This window comes from Pyxidicoccus sp. M6 (assembly GCF_055568925.1).
Genome location: NZ_CM145714.1, coordinates 6,246,665 through 6,267,289, shown reverse-complemented (window position 1 = coordinate 6,267,289; position 20,625 = coordinate 6,246,665). Strand labels below are relative to the sequence as shown.

Here is a 20,625-nt window from a genome sequence, read left to right as displayed (position 1 = left end):
GCTTTCTAATGCTCAACCCTCCTCGCGCTGCTCGTCTCCTGTCGAGTCGTCCGAGGCTTCATCGAGATGCCGCGTGAGCCGGGCCGCCAGCGTATCCACGTGAGGTGCTCGCAGCGCGCTGTAGTGGTCTCCGGGGACGTCCTCCACCGTGAGGCGTGACTTCACCCAATGCGCCCAGCCGTGCCTCGCATCCACGGCGTGCTCGCGCTTCGAGTCCTTCGCGCGCAGGAGCAGCACCGGACCGCGATACTCCCCGGGCCGCCACGCCATCTGCGCGCTCAGGTTCGCCCGCATCACGTCGCGCCATGCGCGCAGGTCCGAGTCCCGCACCTCCGGAGGAAGCCAGCCCGCATCACGCGCATGCCGTGTCACCCGGGTGAGCTGCTCGTCGTCGGACAGTCCTTCGAGGAGCTCGGGCCGCAGTGTCGGTTCGGCGCCCGCCGTGCGCGCCAGGTCCATGGCCATGCCCGCGAGCAGCAGTGCGCCATCCGGCTCCTGCGCGGGCAGTTCCTCCGACGGAGCGAAGCTGTCCAGCAGCACCAGCAACTCCACCTGCTGTCCCTGTCGCTCCAGCTCGCGCGCCATCTCGAAGGCCACTGCGCCGCCCATGGACCAGCCGCCGAGCACGTACGGCCCTTCCGGCCGCACCGCGCGCACTGCCTCCACGTACCGCCTGGCCAGTGCCTCCACGGTATCCAGCGGAGGCTCGCGTCCATCGAGCCCCGAGGCCTGCAGTCCGTAGAGAGGCCGCTTCAGCCTCCGAGCCAGCTCGCGGTACGGCCCCACCGCGCCCCCCACCGCGTGCACGAGGAACACCGGTGTGCCCGTGCCCTCCTGCAACGTCACGCAGTGGCGCGCGGGGCCGTCGGTCCTCGCGCCCTCCAGCCAGGCCGCGAGCCGCTCCACCGTGGGCGCCTCGAAGAGGGCACGCAGGGGAACATCCACGCCAAGAGCCTCGCGCAGCCGTGCCACCACCTGCGTCGCCAGCAGCGAGTGACCACCCAGCGCGAAGAAGTCATCGCGCCGCCCCACCCGCCCCGGCTCCATGCGCAGCACCTGTGCCCAGACCGCGGCCAGGGATTCCTCCAGCGCGGTTCGCGGAGGCTCGTACACGGAGCTCGACGTAGCGGCCCCATCCTCCGGCGCTGGCAGTGACTTGCGGTCCACCTTGCCGCTGGGGGTCAGCGGCAAGGCCGTCATCACCACGAACGCCGAGGGCACCATGTACGCGGGCAGCCGCTGCGACAGGAAGGTGCGCAGCTCCGTCACCTTGGGCACAGGCACTTCGACGGGCTGGCCTCCGTTCGAAGCGACGGAGGAGCCCGTCATCGCGATGTGCTCCGGTGCGGCGCGCTCGTGAAGTGAGCGACCGGCAGACGTGCTCGGCACCACGTACGTCACCAGTCGCATGCCACCCGGGCCGTCATCGCGTGCCACCACCACCGCGTCGCCCACATCTGGATGCGCGCGCAGCGCGGCTTCGACTTCGCCCAGCTCGATGCGGAAGCCGCGCAGCTTCACCTGGAAGTCGAGCCGGCCCAGGTACTCCAGCGTGCCGTCCGGCAGCCAGCGCGCCAGGTCACCCGTGCGGTACAGCCGTGCTCCCGGGACACCGGAGAACGCGTCCGGCACGAAGCGCTCCGCCGTCAGCTCCGGCCTGCGCCAATAGCCCCGGCCCACCTGGACGCCGCCGATGAGCAATTCACCCGGCACACCCACCGGCGCGAGCTGCCCGTAGCGGTCCACGACGTAGATGCGCGTATTCGCCACCGGCCGGCCGATGGGCACCACGGCCCGCGCATCGCCTCGCGGGCACGGGTGATACGTCACGTCCACCGCCGCCTCGGTGGGGCCATAGAGGTTGTGGACCTCCGCCACCGGCAGTCGCGCCTGCGCACGGCGGACCACTGGCGCGGGCAGTGCCTCGCCACTGCACACCACGCGGCGCAGGTCCGTGAGCCGCTCCAGTCCGGACTCCTCGACGAAGGCCTGCAGCATGGACGGGACGAAGTGCGCGGTGGTGACGCGCTCCTGCTCCATCAGTCGCACGAGGTACGCGGGGTCCTGGTGCCCACCGGGCCGGGCCAGCACCAATCGCGCGCCCGTCATCAGCGGCCAGAAGAACTCCCACACGGACACGTCGAAGCTGAACGGCGTCTTCTGCAGCACCGTGTCGGCCGACGTCAGCCCGTACTCCCGTTGCATCCACAGCAGGCGGTTGACGATGCCAGCATGCGCGTTCATCGCGCCCTTCGGCCGGCCCGTGCTCCCCGAGGTGAAGATGACGTAGGCCAGCGAGTCGGCACCCGCGAGGGACGCGAGACGCGAGGAGTCCTCACGAGCCACCACGTCCCAATCCGCGTCCAGGCACAGCACCCGCGCGGAGTGCGGAGGCAGCACCTCGAGCAGGCGCCGCTGCGTGAGGAGCACCGGAGCCTCCGAGTCCTCCAGCATCCACGCCAGCCGCTCGCGAGGATACGCGGGGTCCAGCGGCACATACGCACCACCCGCCTTCAGCACGCCCAGCAGCGCCACCACCAACTCCAGCGAGCGCTCCAGACACACGCCCACGCGCGTCTCCGGCCCCACACCCAGCAAGCGCAGGTGCCGCGCGAGCTGATTGGACCGAGCATCGAGCTGCGCATAGCTGAGCGCCGAGTCCTCGAAGCGGACCGCCTCCGCATCCGGCGTGCGCGCCGCCTGCGCCTCGATGAGCGAGTGCAGGCACACGTCGCGAGGGTACGCATCATCGCGCCCCTGGAAGTCCACCAGCAGCCGCCGCTGCTCCTCGGCGGTCAACAGGCGCAGCTCGGACAGGCGCAGCTCCGGTCTGGCGGTGACGACCTCCAGGAGCACCCGCAGGTGGTCGACCAGCCGGCGAACGGACTCCTCGCGGAACAGGTCCGTGCGGTAGCCAATCTGCCCGCGCACGCCCTCGGGCGTTTCGACGAAGCCCACGGTGAGGTCGAACTTGACGGTGTCGCTCTCCACCTCAACGGGTTGAATCGAGAGCGCGCTACTCCGCTGAGTCCCCGCGTCGGGCGTGTTCTGGAGGATGAGCATCACCTGGAACAGCGGTGAGCGGCCCAAATCCCTCTGGGGCCGGAGCTCCTCCACCAGCTTCTCGAACGGGATGTCCTGATGGGCCTGCGCGCCCAGGGTCGTCTCGCGGACGCGCCCCAGCACCGCGCGGAAGGACGGGTCTCCCTCCAAGTGAGTCCGCAGCGCGAGCGTGTTGATGAAGAGGCCCAAGAGCCCCTCCAGCTCCGCGAAGCGCCGGCCGGCGATGGGCGTGCCCACGACGATGTCGTCCTGTCCGGAGTGACGGGCCAGCACCACCTGGAACGCGCCCAGCAAGGCCATGAACAGCGTGACGCCCTCGGCTCGGCAGAGCGACTGGAGTCCACGGGACAACTCTGGCGAGAAGTGGAACTCGAAGCTCGCGCCCCGGGAGGACGACACGGGCGGACGGGGGAAGTCCGTGGGCAGCTCCAGCGCATGCGGCGCTCCGGCCAGATGCGTCCTCCAATAGGCGAGCTGCGACTCCAAGACCTCGTCACGCAGCCACTCGCGCTGCCAGACGCAGTAGTCCGCGTACTGGAGCGGCAGCTCCGGCAGCGGCGAAGGTCGTCCCGCGACGAAGCTCACGTAGAGGGCTTCCAGCTCACGGACCAACACACCCGAGGACCAGCCGTCGCAGACGATGTGGTGCAGCGTCAGGAGCAGCAGGTGCTGGTCCTCCGTGAGCCGCAGCAACGAGACACGCAGCAGCGGCCCCCGCGCCAGGTCGAACGGACGAGCCGCCTCCTCACGCGCCAGCCTCCGCGCCTCTGCCTCCCGGTCCTCTCGCGTGCGCAGGTCCGTCACCTGAAGCCGGACAGGCCCCGGAGCCTCGATGACCTGGACGGGAACACCTCCCTCGTCCGGGAAGCGCGTGCGCAGGCTCTCGTGCCGGCGCACCAGCTCCGTGAAGGCCCGCTCCAGCGCCGCCACATCGAGCCGTCCCTCCACGCGCAGCACGGAGGGAACGTTGTAGGTGGCATCACCGGGCTGGAGCCGGTCGAGGAACCACAGGCGTTGCTGTGCGAAGGACAGCGGCAGCGAACCGTCGCGGGGCACCGGCCGGAGCGCGGGCATCGCGAGGCTCCGCGCTGCCTGTTCCACGCGCGGGGCGAGTGCCTCCAACGTGGGTGCCTCGAAGAAGACGCGCAGCGGAAGCTCCACGCCCAGCGAGTCGCGCAGTCGCGCCACCAACTGCGTGGCCAGCAGCGAGTGGCCACCCAGCTCGAAGAAGTCGTCGTGGACACCCACGCGCTCCACGTGCAGCAACTCCGCCCAGAGCGCGGCGAGCTGTTCCTCCAGCGGCGTGCGCGGCGCCACGTACTCGCGTGTGGCCGACGTGCGAGCCCCCTCCGGTGCGGGCAGGGCCTTGCGGTCCACCTTGCCATTCGGCGTCAGCGGCAGCGCGGGCAGCACGGCGATGGCCGCGGGCACCATGTGCTCGGGCAGACGCTGCTTGAGGGCCTGACGCAGCGAGGCCACATCCAGCGCGTCACCCTCCTCCGCGACCACGTATGCGACGAGGCGCCGCTCTCCAGCAGCGTCCTCGCGCACGGTGGCCACCGCCTCGCGCACGGAGGGGTGCTGCGCCAGGACGGATTCCACTTCTCCCAGCTCGATGCGGAAGCCGCGCAGCTTCACCTGCTGGTCGATGCGGCCCAAGTACTCCAGCGTGCCGTCCGGCAGCCAGCGCGCCCGGTCTCCCGTGCGGTACATCCGTGCCCCAGGCACAGAGGAGAACGGGTCCGGCACGAAGCGCTCGGAGGACAGTGACGGCTGGCCCAGGTAGCCACGGGCCAGTCCCACACCCCCCACGTACAGCTCGCCCGGTACGCCGACAGGCAGCGGGCGCAACGCGGCATCCAGCACGTACGTGCGGACGTTGGCCCAGGGACGGCCGATGGTGAGCCGCTCTCCCGGACGCAGCGGCCCGGCCAGCGTCGCGCACACGGTGACCTCCGTGGGACCGTACGCGTTGAGCATCCGCAAACGGCGCCCCCAGCGCTCCACCAGCTCCGGCGTGCAGGCCTCGCCCGCGGAGATGAGCGTCTCCAGCGAGGGGAAGTCCTCCGGCTCCAGTTGCGCCAGAACGGAGGGCGTCAGGGTGACGGCGGTGATGGACTCCTCGCGCAGCAGCGTGCGCAGTGGCACACCGGGCAACAGCCGTTCGCGAGGCGCGAGGACAAGCGTCGCCCCCGCCAGCAGCGCGCCGAAGATTTCCGCCACCGAGGCGTCGAAGCCGAAGGCGGCGTACTGGAGCACGCGACTGGAAGGATGGAACCCGTGCTCGCGCCCGGCCGTCAGCGCCGTGTTGCACAGCCCGCGGTGCTGCAACAGCGCTCCCTTGGGACGGCCCGTGCTTCCCGAGGTGTAGATGACGTACGCGAGGTTGTCCGCGCTCACCTCCACCGTGAGCGCGGTGTCCGGCCGAGCGTCGATGAGCGCTGCCTCGGCATCCAGCAGCACGAGCTGCTCACCGCCGGCGGGCAGCTCGTCCGCGATGGCCTCGGTGGTGACGAGCACCGGTGCCGCGCAGTCGCGCAGCATGTACGTGAGGCGCTCCACCGGGTAGCTCGAATCCATCGGCACCCAGGCGCCGCCGGCCTTGAGGATTCCGAGGATGCCCACCACCAGCTCCAGCGAGCGCTCCACACAGAGCGCCACCGGCACCTCGGGCCGCACGCCCAACGCGCGCAGGTGATGCGCGAGCCGGTTGGCCCGACGGTCCAGCTCCGAGTACGTGAGCGACCGGCCCTCGAAGCGCAGCGCCGCGGCGTCAGGAGTGCGCGCGGCTTGAGCCTCGAAGAGGTGATGCGCGCACGCGTCTCGCGGGAAGTCCCGCTCCGTGGCGTTCCAGTCCACCAGCACCTGCCGCTGCTCGGCTTCGGTGAGGAGCGGCAGGGAGGACAGGCGGGCCTCGGGCCGGGCCGCTGCCGCCTCCAGCACCGTGCCGAGGTGCCGCACCAACCGGTCAATCGTCTCCGCCTCGAACAGGTCCGTGCGGTACTCGCAGCCGACCTCCAGGCCTCGGGTCGTCTCGGCCACGGACACGGTGAGGTCCAGGCGGGACGTGCCCGCGTCCATGTGCTCGCCGCGCAACGTGAGGCCGGGCACCTCCAGCGAGGAGGCGGGCTGGTTCTGGAGCACCAGCTTCACCTGGAACAGCGGTGCGTGGCCCTGGCCACGCTCGGGGTTGAGGGCGCGGACCAACTCCTCGAAGGGCAGGTCCTGGTGCGCGTAGGCGCCGAGCGTGGCCTGTCGCACGCGGCCCAGCAGCTCGCGGAACGTCGGGTCTCCCTCCAGCCGCGCGCGCAGGGCGAGCTGGTTGATGAAGAAGCCGATGAGCCCTTCCGTCTCCGCGCGGTTGCGGCCCGCGATGTCCGTGCCGACGACGAAGTCGTCCTGTCCCGAGTAGCGCGAGAGGACCACCTCGAAGCCCGCCAGCAGCGCCATGAACAGCGTGGTGCCCTCGCGGCGGCACAGCGCGTTGAGCGCGTCCGCCAGCGCACGTGGCAGCACGCGCGTGAGCATGGCGCCCCGCAGGCCCGGCACGGCGGGACGGGGGAAGTCGGTGGGCAGGTCCAGCGCGGGAGACGCACCGGACAGGTGCTCGCGCCACCAGGAGAGCTGCGCCTCCAGTGCGGCGTCTCGCAGCCAGCCGCGCTGCCAGGCCGCATGGTCGGCGTATTGCACGGCAAGCTCGGGCAGCGGCGATGGCTGGCCCGACGCGAAGGCCGCGTAGAGCGCGGCGGACTCGCGCACCAGCACGCCCAGGGACCAGCCGTCCGAGACGATGTGGTGCATGTTGAGCACCAGCAGGTGGCGCGCTGCGGACACGCGCAGCAGCGTGGCGCGCAGCATCGGACCGCGCCGGAGGTCGAACGGGCGCCGGACTTCTTCCCGAGCCAGGCGCCGCGCTTCGCTCTCGCGCAGGTCGTCGGACAGCACGGTCAGGTCCACCACCGCGAGCGGCACGGGCGCGGGGGGATGGATGACCTGGACGGGTCCTTCCTCGAACGTGGTGCGCAGCACCTCGTGGCGGCGGACCAACTCCGACAGGCCGCGCTCCAGAGCGCTCACGTCGAGCGTGCCCTCCAGCCAGAGCACGGCGGGCATGTTGTAGAAGGGACTGTCGGGCTGGAGCCGGTCGAGGAACCACAGGCGCTGCTGCGCGAAGGACAGCGGCAGCGGCCCGGCTCGCGGCACGGGCCGGAGCGGCGGTGCCAACGGGGCGCCCGTGGAGGCACGTGCCAGCGCGTCGACCCGCGCGGCGAGCCCAGCCACGGTGGGGGACTCGAACAATTCGCGGAGCGGCAGGTCGACTCCCGCGAGTCCTCGGAGGCGCGACACCACCTGCGTGGCCAGCAGCGAGTGGCCGCCCAACGCGAAGAAGTCGTCAAGGCGCCCCACCCGCTCCACGCGCAGCAACTCCGCCCAGAGCGCGGCGAGCTGCTCCTCGGTGGGCGTCGTGGGCGGCACATAGGCAGCGGCCTGTGCACTGCCCTCCGGTGCGGGCAGTGCCTTCCGGTCCACCTTGCCGTTGGGCGTGAGCGGGAAGGACTCCAGCGGCACGAAGGCCGACGGCACCATGTACTCGGGCAGCCGCTGCTTGAGGAAGGCTCGAAGGTCCGCAGGCTCGAGAGCCGTCTCGGTAGGGACGACGTACGCAACGAGCCGCTTGTCACCGGGCGCATCCTCGCGCACGAGCACCAGCGCCTGACGCAGGGACGGGTGCTGAGCCAGGGCCACTTCGATTTCACCCAGCTCGATGCGGAAGCCGCGCAGCTTCACCTGGAAGTCGGTGCGGCCGAGATACTCCAGCGTGCCGTCCGCGAGCCACCGCACGCGGTCTCCCGTGCGGTACATGCGAGCGCCGGGCGTGGGGCTGAAGGCATCGGGCAGGAAGCGCTCGGCGGTGAGAGCCGGGCGGTCCAGGTAGCCACGCGCGAGCCCCGCGCCGGAGATGAAGAGCTCGCCGGGAACGCCGACGGGCACCGGTTGCAGGTGCCCGTCCAGCACGTACGCGCGCACGTTGGCCAGCGGACCACCAATGGTGGGCTGCGTGCCGGAGAGCACCGCGAATGCGGTGGAGTCCACCGTGCACTCGGTGGGACCGTAGACATTGAAGGTGCGAGTGCGAGGCGCCGCGGCGAGCCGCTGCCACAGGGCCTCGTCGATGGCTTCACCGCCGGGCACCAGCAGGCGCGGGGCCGACGCATCGTCGAGCAGGCCATCCTCCACCAGAAGCCGCAGCAGCGAAGGCGTGCCGTCGAGCACGTCCACCTGGAAGCGGCGCACCCAATCGCGCAGGGCTCGCGGGTCCTGCCGCGTCTCCTCCGGGACGATGCACAGGCAGTGGCCATCGAGGAGCTGCACGACCTGCTTGACCGAGGCATCGAAGGCCAGCGGCGCGTTGACGCTGACCCGAAGACCGGAGGGCTGGCCAACGTACACAGAGCGAGCCAGCGCGTGCCTCAGGTTGAGCACCGAGCGGTGCTGCACCATGACGCCCTTCGGCGTGCCCGTGCTGCCCGACGTGTAGATGACATAGGCGAGATTGCTGGCCGACACGGCCACCGCCGGACTGTGAGTCGGCAGCGAAGCAGGCAGTGCCTCCGACGAATCGAGACACACCACCTGAACGGCCGCTGGAGTCCACGTGCCCAATACTCGCTGGTGCGCGAGCAGCACGGGGGCGGAGCAGTCACGCAGCGTGAGCTCCAGCCGCTGCACGGGCCACGCCGGGTCGAGCGGCACGTACGCGCCACCGGCCTTCATGATGCCCAGCAACGCCACCACCGAATCCACCGAGCGCTCCAGGCACAGCGCGACGCGAACGTCGGGCCCGACACCCAGCGAGCGCAGGTGCCACGCGAGCTGATTGGCCCGAGCCTCGAGCTGAGCGAACGAGAGGACGGTGTCCTCGAAGCGGGCGGCGGGCGCATCCGGGGTGCGTGCGGCCTGCTGCTCGAAAGCGTGATGGAAGCTGCCATCGAGCAATGCGTCGGAGCTGGTGCCATTCCACGCTTGCAGGACCTGCTGGCGCTCGGCTGGCGTCAGCATTGGCAGCTCGGACAGGCGCTGCTCTGGGTTGGAGGCAATGGCCTCCAGCAGCACCTGGAAGTGCCGCATCAGGCGCGAACCTGTCGCCTCGGTGAACAGGTCGGCGGCCACCTGGAGATGGCCGAAGAAGCCCTCGGGCGAGTCGGAGAGGTTGAGACTGAGCTCGAACTTGGACACCTCGCCGACTCCGCCCTCCATCGGGCGGATGGCCAGCGAGGGCAGGAGCACCTCCTCCATTGGCGCGTTCTGGAGGACGAAGAGGACCTGGAACAGCGGCGACCGCCCCAGGTCTCGAACCGGTTGGAGCTCCTCGACCAGCTTCTCGAAGGGTACGTCCTGGTGCTCATAGGCGCCGAGCGTCGTCTCGCGGACCTGGCGCAGCAGCTCCAGGAAGGAGCGCCGGCCCGAGGGTCTCGCGCGCAGGACGAGCGTGTTGATGAAGAGGCCGATGAGCCCCTCGGTCTCCGCGTGGCGGCGGCCCGCGATGGGCGAGCCGACGGCGATGTCCTCCTGCCCCGAGTACCGCGAGAGCAGCACGTGGAATGCGGCCAGCAGCAGCATGAAGGGCGTGGCTCCTTCACGCTGCGCCAGCGCCTTGAGCGCGTTGCTCAGCTCGCGAGGCAGGCGCACGGGCACCGTGCCTCCCCGGTTCGAGAGCGTCTTCGGCCGCGGGAAGTCCGTGGGCAGCTCCACATGCGGAGGCGCACCGGCGAGCTGTGCCTTCCACCAGTCGAGCTGCGCCTCCATCACCTCGTCGCTCAGCCACCCTCGCTGCCAGACGGTGTAGTCCGCGTACTGGATGGGCAGCGGAGGAAGCGGCGACGGCAGCCCCCGCGAGAAGGCGTCGTAGAGGGCTCCGACCTCGCGGACGAGCACGCCCGTGGACCAGCCGTCGGACACGATGTGGTGCAGCACGAGCACCAGCACGTGGTCCTCGGCGGACAGCTTCAGCAGCGTCGCCCGGAAGAGCGGGCCCCGCTCCAGGTCGAAGGGACGGAGCGACTCGCGCACGATGTGCAGTCGCGCCTCGGCCTCGCGTTTGGAGTCTGGAAGCGAGCTCAGGTCCACCTCGCGCCAGACGAGCACGGGGGACTCCGTGATGACCTGCACCGGGACTCCGGCCTCGGTGCGGAACGTGGTGCGCAGGGACTCGTGACGCCGCACGAGGGCTTCGAAGCTCAGCTCGAGCGCCTTGCTGTCGAGCGACCCGGTCAACCTCACGGCCGATGGGATGTTGTAGATGGCGCTCCCTGGCTTGAGCTGATCCAGGAACCAGAGCCGCTGCTGCGCGAAGGAGAGTGGCGGAGGCCGGCTCCGATCCTCGCGTGGCTTCAGCGGCGGGGCCGCGAAGAGGCCGCTGTCCGCGCGCGTGCGACGTTCGATGCGTTCCGCGAGCGCCTGCACCGTGGGCGCTTCGAACAATTCGCGGAGGGGCAATTCGATGCCGAAGGCAGCGCGAAGGCGGGAGACGGCGCGGGTGGCCAGCAGGGAGTGACCGCCCAGCTCGAAGAAGTTACCGTGCAGGCCCACCTGCTTCAGCCGCAGTACATCCGCAAAAACGTCCGCGAGCTTCCGCTCGGTGTCCGTGTGTGGCTCGACGAAAGCCGCAGCTCTCGCGAGCGCGAAGTCAGGCGCTGGCAGGGCCTTGCGGTCGACCTTGCCATTGGACGTCAACGGCAGTGCCTCCAGCACCACCACCGCTGACGGCACCATGTACTCCGGCAGCGTTGCGCCCACGTGGGCACGCAGCGCTTGCGGCTCCACCCCCCTGCCCTCTCTCGCCGTCACGTACGCGACCAGACGCTTGCCCCCAGGCCCGTCCTCCCTCGCCACCACCACCGCCTCGCGCACCTCCTCGTGCCGCTGCAGCGCCGACTCCACCTCCGCCAACTCAATCCGGTACCCGCGCACCTTCACCTGCGCGTCCGCTCGGCCCAGGAACTCCAGCACTCCGTCCTTGCGCCACCGCGCCAAATCTCCCGTCCGGTACAGCCTCGCCCCAGGCACTCCCGACAAGCCATCCGGCACGAAGCGCTCCGCCGTCAGCGCCGGCTGCTCCACGTACCCTCGCGCCACTCCGTCCCCGCCCACGTACAGCTCGCCCGTCACTCCCGCTGGCACCGGCTGCCCCGACGCGTCCAGCACGTACGCCCGCGTATTCCCAATGGGCCGTCCAATCGGCACCGACGCGCCCACCTGCGAGACGTCCGTCATCCGGTGGCACGAGGCGAAGAGCGTCGTCTCCGTCGGCCCGTAGCAGGCCGTCACTGGTATGCGCAGCTCCTCGAGGACACGGCGCACGTGCGGCGCACTCACCACGTCGCCACCGGTGAGGAGTTGCTTCACCGTGCGCAGGCCCGAGAGGTGCGTGTCCACCACCTGCGTGAAGAGTCCCGCCGTCAGGTGCAACGTCGTCACACCGTGCTTCACCAGCACCGACTCCAACTCGTACACGTCCGACGGTGCGTGCGGCGGGAATACCACCAGCTTCGCCCCGTGCAGCAGCGCGCCCCAGACTTCCAGCGTCGACGCGTCGAAGGAGATGGGTGCAATCAGCAGCAGCGTCTCTTCCGGCCCCAGCTTCGCGTAGTCCACCCCGAAGACGGTGCGGAGCACGCCCGCTTGCGGCGTCCCCACTCCCTTCGGCCTCCCCGTGCTTCCCGACGTGAAGTCGATGTACGCGAGGCTCTGTTGCAACGCGGCCATGGGCGGCGCATGCGTGGGCTGCGCGGACAGCGTCGCCTCCTCCAGCACCACCGTCCTCACGTCGAACGCGGGGAGCTTCACCAGCAACTCATGCGTGGTGATGAGCGCCTGCGGCTTCGCGTCCTCCACCATCGCGCTCAACCGCTCTCGCGGGTACGCCGCATCCAGCGGCACGTACGCACCACCGGCCTTCAGAATGGCCACCAGCGCGACAATCAGCTCCAGCGAGCGCTCCAGCGCCACCGCCACTCGCGAGTCCGTCGACACGCCCAACCCGCGCAGGTGCCACGCCAGTTGATTCGCTCGCGCGTCCAACTGCTGGTACGTCAGCTTCTCGTCCCCGAACTCCAGCGCCACCTTGTCCGGGTACCTTGTCACCACCGACGCGAACACCTCCGCCAGCGTCGCGTCCCTCGGGTACTCCCTCGCCGTCTGGTTCCACTCCACCAGCACCCGTCGGCGCTCGTCCCCATCCAACAGCGTCACGTCACCGAGTCGTCGCTCCGGTCGGGACACCAACTCCCGCAGTGCCGTGGCCCAGTGCCGCAACAGCCCGTCGAGGAGGTCCGGATCGAAGCGTGACGTGTCGTACGCGAGGTTCAGGCTCAACCGTTCCCCCGGAACGACCACGGCCTCCAGCGCCGTGTCTGCCTGCTCGCGCACGGCGACGTCGCGAATGTCGAGGCCCGCACTCAGCGAACCCACCGCCGAGTCGAGCGGATAGTTCTCGAAGATGAACAGGGACTCGAAGAGGGCCGTCCCGCGAGGCACCTCACTCCAGCCCTGGATGCGCACCAGCGAAGAGTGCTCGTACTGGCGCAGCTCGAGCTGTCTCACGTGCAGGTCCTTCAGCCACGCGAGCACCGGGGATTCGCTCGTGACCTGGATGCGCACTGGCACGGTGTTGATGAACAGGCCCACCGTGTTCTCAATGTCCGACATGGGAGCCGAACGTCCGGAACCCGTCGCGCCGAACAGGACGTCCGACTGCCCCGTGTGGCGCGAGAGGGCCAGCGCCCACGCGGCCTGCACCACCGTGTTCGCGGTGAGCTGATGCTGGCGCGCGAAGGACTGGAGCGCGTGCGTCTCCTCGGCGCGCAGGCTCAGAGAGCGCGTGTCCTTGCGACGGGCCAGGCCCTGCCTGCTCGCCGAGAGCAGGCCCGGCAGCGGCGTGGGCGACGTGAAGCCCCTCAGCGTCGCTCGCCAGTACGCTTCCGCCTGCGACTCGGACTGCGCCTGCAGCCAGGCGATGTAGTCCCGGTACGCAGGCGCCTTGCCCAATGGAGTCGGTCGACCCTCGCGCAGTGCTCCGTAGGTCGCGAGCAACTCCCGGAACAGCACGCCCAGGCTCCAGCCATCCATCAACAGGTGATGGTGCGTCCAGAGCACGCGGTGGACCCGGGCATCCAGGCGCGCCACCGTGATGCGCATCAACGGCGGTTGGCTCACATCGAAGCCGCGGGCACGGTCCGCGAGCAGCAGGGACTCGAAGCGCGCGTCCTGCTCGGCGGCAGACAGGCCGCTCCAGTCGTGCTCCTCGATGGAGAGCGCCGCGCGAGGGTGGACGCGCTGCACGGGCTCGTCGAGTCCTTCCCACACGAAGGAGGTGCGAAGCACCGCATGCCGCTCGATGACGCTCTCCCACGCGCGGCGGAAGGCGCCCATGTCCAGCGGCGCACCGAAAGTCCAACCGAGCTGGGTGACGTAGACGCCGGAGGCCGGCGCCAGGAGCGTCTGGAGGAGCATCCCCTGCTGCAAGGGAGACAGCGGGTAGAGGTCCTCGACGAGCGTTCCCGAAGGCACCAGCGTGTCGAGCACCGGCTGCGACAGGCGCGCGATCGGGAAGTCCGAGGGCGTGTAGCGCCGCGCGTCCTCGGAGGCGCGCGTGACGATGAGCGTGCGCAGCGTCTGGAGGAACGCCTCCGCGAGCCCCTGCACGACGGAGACGCCATGCAGGTGCGGGGTGTAGGTGAAGCTCACGTGCAGCCGCTCGCCCTGGACGTACGCGTTGACGTCCAGGAGGTGGTCCCGCACGGCCCTGGAACTGATGGCAGGGCCCGACGGTTCCTGCGAGAGCGCGAACAGCGTGGACGCAGCCAGGGACGCGTCGAGCTGACCGAGGTAGTTGAAGGACACCTCGGCGCGAGGCAGCGAGCGCAGCCGTGCGTCCTGGCTCAGGTGGCGCAGCAGACCGTAACCGAGACCACGCCCCGGAAGCCGCCGCACGCCGTCGCGCACCGCGCGCAGTGCGTCTCCGGGACTCGCGTTCTCTGGCACCTCCAACAGCAGCGGGTACAGGGACGTGAACCAGCCCACGGTGCGGGACAGGTCCACGCCGGGGAAGAGGTCTTCACGGCCGTGCCCCTCGGTGTCGACGAGGAAGCGCGAATGTCCCGTCCACGACGACAGCGCGCGGCCGAGGGCCGTGAGGAGCACGTCCTGTACCTGGGCCCTCCAGGCCGTGGGCACTTCACGCAGCAGCATGCGTGTCTCGTCGAGCTCCAGGGAGACGGAGTGGAGCCGCGCGGAGGCCACGGTCGGCGGCCCCGACGCCTCATCACGCGGCAGGGGCGGAACGTGGGCGCGGGCGTCGTCGTGCCAGTACGGCAGCTCGGGGTTCAGCGATTCGGAGAGCGCGTGCGCGCGCAGACGCTCCGCCCACTCCTTGAACGAGGTCGTCTTGGGAGGAAGCGCGGGCGCCTGCCCACGCATCAGGGCCTGGCAGGCGACCTCCAGGTCTTCCACCAGCACGCGCCAGGAGATGGTGTCCACCACCAGGTGGTGCGCGACGAGCAGGAGGCGTGCATCGCCTTCGCGTTCGGAGTCGAAGAGGGCCGCGCGCAGCAGGGGCGGCGCGTCGAGATGGAAGCTCGCGTGAAGCTCGGCGGCCACATGGCCCATGAGGGCCGGACGTCCCGCCTCAGGCACCGCCGTGAGGTCCAGGTGCTTGAGCGTGGGACCGTGGACGGCACCTGCGTTGTGCTGATGCCAGTGCCCGTCATCGTCGCGGGTGAACCGCATGCGCAGCGCATCGTGGTGCTCCACGACCTTGCGCAGCGCGGCCTCCAGCAGCGAGGCGTCCAATCGCCGTCGCACCACCAGCATCACCGCCTGGTTGAAGTGGTGCGGCTCTTCCGAGGCGTGGTCCTCCAGGAATGCATGCTGGATGGGCGTGAGCGGAACCGTGCCCTCCACCGCGCCCTGCTCCGCCTGCGTGGCCGAAGCCGTGGACACCACGGCGGCGAGCCGGGCAATCGTCGGGTGCTGGAAGAGCTGCTTGGGGGCGAGGTGCAGGCCCGCAGCCCGAGCCCTCGCGATGATCTGCAGGCTGAGGATGGAGTCGCCGCCCAGCTCGAAGAAGTCGTCGTGGATGCCTGGCTGCGGCACCCGGAGGACTTCGGACCAGATTGCAGCCAGCGTCTCTTCGGTAACGTCCCTGGGTGCGACGCGCTCCTTTCGAGTGGCGGCCCGTGTGGACTCGGGCGCTGGCAGGGCCTTGCGATCGACCTTGCCATTGGACGTCAACGGCAGTGCCTCCAGCACCACCACCGCCGACGGCACCATGTACTCCGGCAGCGTCGCGCCTACGTGGGCACGCAGTGCTTGCGGTTCCACCGCCCTGCCCTCTCTCGCCGTCACGTACGCCACGAGGCGCTTGCCCCCAGGCCCGTCCTCCCTCGCCACCACCACCGCCTCGCGCACCTCCTCGCGCCGCTGCAGCGCCGACTCCACCTCCGCCAACTCAATCCGGTACCCGCGCACCTTCACCTGCGCGTCCGCTCGGCCCAAAAACTCCAGCACTCCGTCCTTGCGCCACCGCGCCAAATCTCCCGTCCGGTACAGCCTCGCCCCAGGCACTCCCGACAAGCCGTCCGGTACGAAGCGCTCCGCCGTCAGCGCCGGCTGCTCCACGTACCCTCGCGCCACTCCGTCCCCGCCCACGTACAGCTCGCCCGTCACTCCCGCTGGCACTGGCTGCCCCGACGCGTCCAGAACGTACGCCCGCGTATTCCCAATGGGCCGTCCAATCGGCACCGACGTACCCACCTGCGAGGCGTCCGTCATCCGGTGGCACGAGGCGAAGAGCGTCGTCTCCGTCGGCCCGTAGCAGGCCGTCACTGGTATGCGCAGCTCCTCGAGGACACGGCGCACGTGCGGCGCACTCACCACGTCGCCACCCGTGAGGAGTTGCTTCACCGTGCGCAGGCCCGAGAGGTGCGTGTCCACCACCTGCGTGAAGAGTCCCGCCGTCAGGTGCAACGTGCTGACGCCGTGCTTCACCAGCACCGACTCCAACTCGTACACGTCCGACGGTGCGTGCGGCGGGAATACCACCAGCTTCGCCCCGTGCAGCAGCGCGCCCCAGACTTCCAGCGTCGACGCGTCGAAGGAGATGGGCGCAATCAGCAGCAGCGTCTCTTCCGGCCCCAGCTTCGCGTAGTCCACCCCGAAGACGGTGCGCAGCACGCCCGCTTGCGGCGTCCCCACTCCCTTCGGCCTCCCCGTGCTTCCCGACGTGAAGTCGATGTACGCGAGGCTCTGTTGCAACGCGGCCATGGGCGGCGCATGCGTGGGCTGCGCGGACAGCGTCGCCTCCTCCAGCACCACCGTCCTCACGTCGAACGCGGGGAGCTTCACCAGCAACTCATGCGTGGTGATGAGCGCCTGCGGCTTCGCGTCCTCCACCATCGCGCTCAACCGCTCTCGCGGGTACGCCGCATCCAGCGGCACGTACGCACCACCGGCCTTCAGAATGGCCACCAGCGCGACAATCAGCTCCAGCGAGCGCTCCAGCGCCACCGCGACTCGCGAGTCCGTGGACACGCCCAGCCCGCGCAGGTGCCACGCCAGTTGATTCGCTCGCGCGTCCAACTGCCGGTACGTCAGCTTCTCGTCCCCGAACTCCAGCGCCACCTTGTCCGGGTACTTCGCCACCACCGACGCGAACACCTCCGCCAGCGTCGCGTCTCTCGGGTACTCCCTCGCCGTCTGGTTCCACTCCACCAGCACCCGCTTGCGCTCTTCCTCGTCCAACAGGGTGAGTGTCCACAGCGGCTTTCCTTCCCCACCGGCCAACGCACGCAGCAGGTGACGCAGATGCACCTGCATGCGGTCCACCGTCGCGACATCGAACCGCTCGGCGCTGTAGTTGATGCGCAGCACCAGCTCACGACCGGGCACGGCCGCGAGCGACAACGGATGGTTGTCCACCTCCACCGAGCGGATGTCCCGCACCTCGATGCCTTGAATCGCCGAGCTGAGCGCGGCATCCAGCGGATAGTTCTCCACGACGACGAGGCTCTCGAAGAGCGCCGCGCCCGCGGGGACTTCGCTCCACCGCCGCACCTCGACCAGCGGGGTGTGCTCATGCTGCCGCGCCTCCAGCAGCCAGTCCTGGAGCTCTCGCAGCCACGCATCCACCGTCATCGACGGCGTCAGCCGCACGCGCGCGGGGATGGTGTTGATGAACAACCCCACCATGTCCTCGACGCCGCGCAGCTCACCCGGACGTCCGGCCACCGTGACGCCGAAGAGCACGTCGTCCCTGCCGCTGGTGCGGCCCAGCAACAACGCCCACGCCGCCTGCACCAACGTGCCAACCGTCAGCCCCCGCTTTCGAGCGAAGGACTCCAGCACCGCCGTCTCCTCCGCGCCGAGGCGCAGCGTCCGCTCTCCCCGCCCCGAGCCCACGACCGGTGCGGCACCAAACTCGAGCGGCGTGGGCTCCGTGAAGCCCGCGAGCGACCGCGTCCAGAAGTCCCGTGCCTGCCCCGCGTCCTTCTCTCCGAGCCACGCGATGAAGTCGCGGTAGGCCCGAGGCGGCACCAGACTCCGAGCCTTCCCCCCATACAGCGCGAACACGTCGCGCAGCAGCAGCGGCAGCGACCACCCATCCAGCATCAGGTGCGAGTGGCTGAACGCGAACCGCCACGCCGACTCCTCCGTGCGCAGCAGCGTCAACCGCACCAGGGGCGCGCTGGACAGGTCGAAGCCCTCGCGCTGGTCCTCCCTCAAGAAGCTCGCCAGCCTCGCGTCGAGCGCCTCGCGCGACAGCCCGCGCCAGTCCTCGATGCGCACCGGGAGGTCCACCTCGCGCAGCACGACCTGGACGGGCTCGTCCACGTCCTCCCAGACGAGCGCCGTGCGCAACACGGGATGCGCCTCCAGCGCGCCCTTCCACGCCGCGATGAAGGCGTCCACATCCAACCGCCCACGCAGCTCGCAGACGAGCTGGTTGAAGTACAGCCCCTGTCCGGGCTCCGCGAGGGCGTGGAAGAGCATGCCGCCCTGCAGGGGCGACAGCGGGTACAAATCCTCGATGTTGTCGCTCATCGCGTCTTCTTCCCGAATCGGGCGGACAGCTTGTCGAGCTGCGCTTGTTTCACCTTCGCCAGCGGGAAGTCGGACGGCGAGTGCCCACCCGCGTCCGGCGCCCGCGACGCCACCACCAGCGACTTCAGCCGCGCGAGGAAGTCCTCCGCCACGGCCACCACCGTCTCGCGACGGTGCAGCGCCTCGCTGTACGTCCACGTCACCTCGAGCCGCCCGTCACGTACCGCGCTCGTCACGTCCAGCGCGTATGGACGGCGTGAGCTCGGAGCCCGCTGCCGCAGGGCATCTCCTTCCGGAGCCAGCGTGAAGGGCGCGCCCGCGCCGACCGCGCCGTCCACCTGTCCCAGGTGGTTGAAGCCGACCTCCGCCGACGGCAGCGCGGACAACTCCGCGTCCCGAGCCACGTAGCGCAGCAGGCCCCAGCCCATGCCCTGCGACGGCACCGCGCGCAGGCCTTCCTTCACCGCGCGCAGCGCCTCGCCCACTGTCTGCGCGCCTCGCAGGTCCAGCAGCGCCGGGAAGAAGCGCGTGAACCAACCCACCGTGCGCGACACGTCCACGCCCGGAAGCACCTCCTCGCGGCCATGGCCCTCCACGTCCACCAGCGCCGCGCTTCGTCCCGTCCACACCGCGAGCGCCTGCGCCAGCGCGGTGAGCAGCGGGTCCTGCGGCTGCGTGTGCCATGCCTTCGGCACGTCATGCAGCAGGGCCTTCGTCTCCTCCGCGTCCAGCGACACGCGCACCGTGCGCGCGGTGGCCTCGGTGTTGATGCCGTCCGAGAAGTCCCGAGGCAACCGCGCGGCCTCGCCCCACCGCCGCTCCAGCCACCACGTGCGCTCGGCCGCCAGCTTCTCCGAGCGCGCCAGCGACTCCAGCCCGCGCGCCCACGCCTGGAAGGACGTGGTCTTCGGCGGCAGTTGCGCCGGCGCGCCCTTCGCGAGCTGCGCGTACACCACCGCCAGGTCCTCCAGCAGGATGCGCCACGACACCGCGTCCACCACGAGGTGGTGTACCGCCAGCATCAGCTTCGCCGGCCGCCCCTCGCCCGGCTCCAGCAGCGCCGCCTTCAGGAGCGGACCGTCCAGCCGCAACGACTGCTGGAGCGTCTCCGCCTGCTCGCTCACCGAGGCGGTGGACGGGTCCACGCGCACCAGTGTCATGGGCTCGCCCGGAGCCACGGAGGCCTGATGCCAGCCGTCCTCCGCGCGCGCGTAGCGCAGGCGGAGCGCATCGTGGTGCTCCACCAGGTGCGTCAGCGCCCGCTCCAGCAGCGCCGGCTCCAACGCGGCCTTCACGTCGAGCAGCAGCGACATGTTCCAGTGGTGCGGCGCCTCCAGCCCCAGCTCGAAGAACCAGCGCTGAATCGGCGTGAGGGCCACCGGGCCCACCACGGGCCCCTGCTCGGCCTGCACGGAAAGCCGCGTCCCCGCGACGGTGGCGAGCCGCGCCACCGTGGGGTTCTGGAAGAGCTGCTTCGGGGACAGCTCGATGCCCGCCGCTCGGGCCCGGGTGATGATCTGCAAGCCGAGGATGGAGTCTCCGCCCAGCTCGAAGAAGTCGTCGTGGATGCCGATGCGCTCCACATGGAGCACCTCGCGCCAGAGTGCCACGAGCTTCTCCTCCACCTCGTTGCGCGGAGCCACGGCGGTGCCCCGGGCCTCCGCGCTACCGGTCTCCGGCGCGGGGAGCGCGCGCGTGTCCACCTTGCCGTGACGCGTGCGTGGCAGGGCCGGCAGCGCCACGTACGCGGCGGGCACCATGTACGGTGGCAGTCGAGATAGCAGCCACGCCTTCAGCTCCGTGGCGGACAGGGCCTCGGCCTTCCCCTCCGTCGCGACGACGTAGGCGACGAGGCGCTTCGGTCCCTTGCCGTCCTCCCTCGCCACCACCGCGGCGTCCTTCACCGCGGGGTTCGCGAGCAGCGCGGCCTCGACTTCGCCCGGCTCGATGCGGAAGCCGCGCACCTTCACCTGCGTGTCCGCGCGGCCGAGGAACTCCAGCGTCCCGTCCTTCCGCCAGCGCGCCACGTCTCCCGTGCGGTACATCCTCGCGCCGGGGCGTCCGTCGAAGGCGTCCGCCACGAAGCGCTCGGCGGTGAGCACCGGCTGGTTGAGGTAGCCGCGCGCCACGCTCGCGCCGCCGACGTACAGCTCGCCCGGCGCACCGTGCGGAACCAACTGGCGCCGCGCATCCAGCAGGTACACACGGGCTCCGGGCACCGCGCGGCCGATGGGCACGCTGCCCTGCTCGTCCGGACGCACGCGGTGCACGGTGCTCCAGATGGTGGCCTCGGTGGGGCCGTACTCGTTGAACAGCGCCACCGTGGGCAGCGCCTCGTGGTGCGCACGCGAGAGCTCCAGCGGGCATGCCTCGCCGCCCACGCTCACCGCGCGCAGGCCGGACAGGCCTCCCGGCGGCGCCGCCGCGAGCACCTGACCGTAGAGCGCCGGCACGGAGATGAGG

2 protein-coding genes (1 of these 2 running past the window's edge) are annotated in these 20,625 nt (G+C 70.4%); both read right to left on the bottom strand.

Annotated features, from left to right (window positions below; all coding sequences use genetic code 11):
- Positions 1-12: 12 nt before the first annotated feature.
- Positions 13-18,162: a non-ribosomal peptide synthase/polyketide synthase gene (locus ACVTJA_RS24980; RefSeq protein WP_465839745.1), complete on the bottom strand. Its 18,150-nt coding sequence runs from the start codon at positions 18,160-18,162 to the stop codon at positions 13-15.
- Positions 18,159-20,625, bottom strand: partial view of a type I polyketide synthase gene (locus ACVTJA_RS24975; RefSeq protein ID WP_465839743.1) — the final stretch only. 8,981 nt of this gene lie beyond the right edge of the window; only the last 2,467 of its 11,448 coding nucleotides appear in the window; its start codon lies off the right edge, out of view; it ends in the stop codon at positions 18,159-18,161. Before ACVTJA_RS24975 ends, ACVTJA_RS24980 begins: the two co-directional genes overlap by 4 nt.

Coding starts and splice junctions, on each gene's coding strand:
- ACVTJA_RS24980 (WP_465839745.1), bottom strand. CDS start 18,162: ATGAGCGACAACATCGAGGATTTGTACCCGCTGTCGCCCCTGCAGGGC.